Raw genomic sequence first — 2320 nt, 5'->3', positions numbered from 1 at the left:
GAAGCCGCTGGACCTGGTCGTGTGCATGAAGCACCCGCCAATGCCGCCGCAGTTTCTGGCCGAGGGTTCGGAAAAGGTCACGATCAACGGCCAACCCGCCGTGCGCAGTGGTGATCGCAGCACCTGCGATGCGACGGTGGTGTCGTCGGGGCTGATTTCCTCCAACGTGACCATTGGTGGCGGTTCGGTGGTGGTGCGTGAAATTCGCAGCGGCAAAACGCCAGGCGTCGGGCTGGCGGTCACGGCACTGTTGATGCTCAAGGGTGGCAAGGGCAAGTTCTTCAGCAAGTTACCGTGCATGTTGGTCAGCGGCGCGACGTCGATGGCCATCAGCAGCGCGATGGGCGCTGCGGCCAACGCCGCGATGGGCTCGTCGAACCCGGTGCATGCTGCGACGGGCGCGAAGATACTCGGCGATGTCGAGGAACTGGATTTCGTGCTTCCGGGCATTTTGCCGATCGGTTGGCAGCGCTTTTACAACAGCCGCGACGAACGCCAAGGTAGCCTGTTCGGTACCGGTTGGAGCGTGGCCTACGAGGTGTGCGTCGACATTCAGCCGCATCCCGAGGGCGGCGAAACGCTCGTGTATACCGACGAGCAGGGCCGGCCCATCGACATGGGCTCGATTCCGTTGGGCGGCGCAGTATTCAGTGCCGGTGAAGGGCTTGCGGTACGGCGACACCTGAATGGGGAGTTGTTGATCGAAAGTGACGACGGCGTGTACCGCTTGTTCGAGCCGACACCGGCAAACCCGTCGCGACTGCGCCTGAGCCAGTTGGGTGACCGTAACGACAACCGCATTTACCTCGACTATGACGACGCCGGGCGCCTGGTGCGTCTGCGCGATACGTTCGATCTGGTGCAGGTTGAGCTGATCCGTGATCAGGGCCATGTGACCCACATCGAACGCCTCTATCCGGATCAACATCGTGAATTGCTGGTCAGTTATAGCTATGACGCCCAGGGCAATCTGGCACAGGTGCGCGACGCAACCGGCCAGGTGCAGCGACGCTTCGCCTACGATGCCGGGCGGCGCATGGTTGAGCATCAATTGCCCACCGGGTTGCGCTGTTTCTATGAGTGGGCACTGGTTGAAGGCCTGGAATGGCGCGTGGTCCGGCACTGGACCGATGAGGGCGACGCCTACCAGTTCGACTACGACTTGCAGGCGGGCCTGACCCGCATCACCGACGGTTTGCAACGCGTCAGCACTCGGCACTGGAACACTCAGTACCAGATCATTCAGTACAGCGACAACCTCGGCCAGACTTGGCTGTTCGAATGGAACGACGAACGCCAGTTACTCAGCGCCACCGACCCGCAAGGCGGTCGCTATGAGTACAGCTACGATGAGAGCGGCAACCTGATCGGCGAAACCGACCCGCTCGGGCGCAGCGACTCCACCTTATGGCTGGAGCACTGGGCGTTACCGCTGGTGGAAACCGACGCCGCCGACAACAGTTGGCAGTATCGCTATGACCCGCGCGGCAACTGCATCGCCGAGACCGATCCGCTGGGTTACATCACCCGCTATCGTTATGACGCCCACGGCCAGGTCGTGGAAATCATCGACGCCACCGGCAAAAGCAAACAACTGCGCTGGAACCCGTTCGGGCAACTGGTCGAGCATATTGATTGCTCGGGCTACCCAACGCGCTTCAGCTACGACGAGCGTGGCTATTTGCAGGTCATCACTGATGCCTTGGGTGAACGCACGCAGTTCAGCTACGACGCCCAGGGCCGATTGCTCAGCAGCCAACTGCCGGACGGCCGCACCGAACATTTCCAGCGCGATGCCAGCGGGCAGTTGGTGGGCTATACAGATCCCGCCGGGCACACCACGCTCTATCAACACAACCGGCGAGGCCAGGTACGCCAGCGCACCGACGCCCATGGTCGCCAGGTGCAGTTCGGCTACGACAGCTACGGGCGTCTGCAAGCGTTGGTCAATGAAAACGGTGAAAGCTATCGGTTTGCGTGGGATGCCGGCGATCGGCTGGCGGAACAGCAAGACCTCGACGGCAGCGCCAAGCGCTACGACTACGACCGGCTGGACAACATCACAGCGGTGACTGCCGTTCCAGCGCCTTATGGCAATGGCTTGGCGGTGGTCCCCGAAACGCCGCCAGCGCCCATCGTTCATCGGCTGGAGCGTGATGCGGTCGGCCGACTGGTCGCCAAGACCACCGACGATGGCCGCACTGAGTACAGCTACGATGCGGTGGATCAGCTCACGGCGGTCACCTTCACTGATCTGCAAGGCAATGCCCAGGCGTTGGGTTTCGCCTACGACGCTGTCGGCCAGTTGCTTGCCGAACAA

The 2320-nt window shown here is 62.0% G+C and carries 1 protein-coding gene; it reads left to right on the top strand.

The features are described from left to right. The coding region (locus L8K08_RS30115) for a DUF6531 domain-containing protein (RefSeq protein ID WP_242201982.1) at positions 1-2320 on the top strand (2320 nt) is incomplete at both ends.

Source organism: Pseudomonas sp. TREG-RG-20F-10-E-6-01, from assembly GCF_022662455.1.
Lineage (GTDB): Bacteria > Pseudomonadota > Gammaproteobacteria > Pseudomonadales > Pseudomonadaceae > Aquipseudomonas.
The sequence above is the reverse complement of the archived record's forward strand: the minus strand, read 5'-3'. Positions and strand labels throughout refer to the sequence as shown.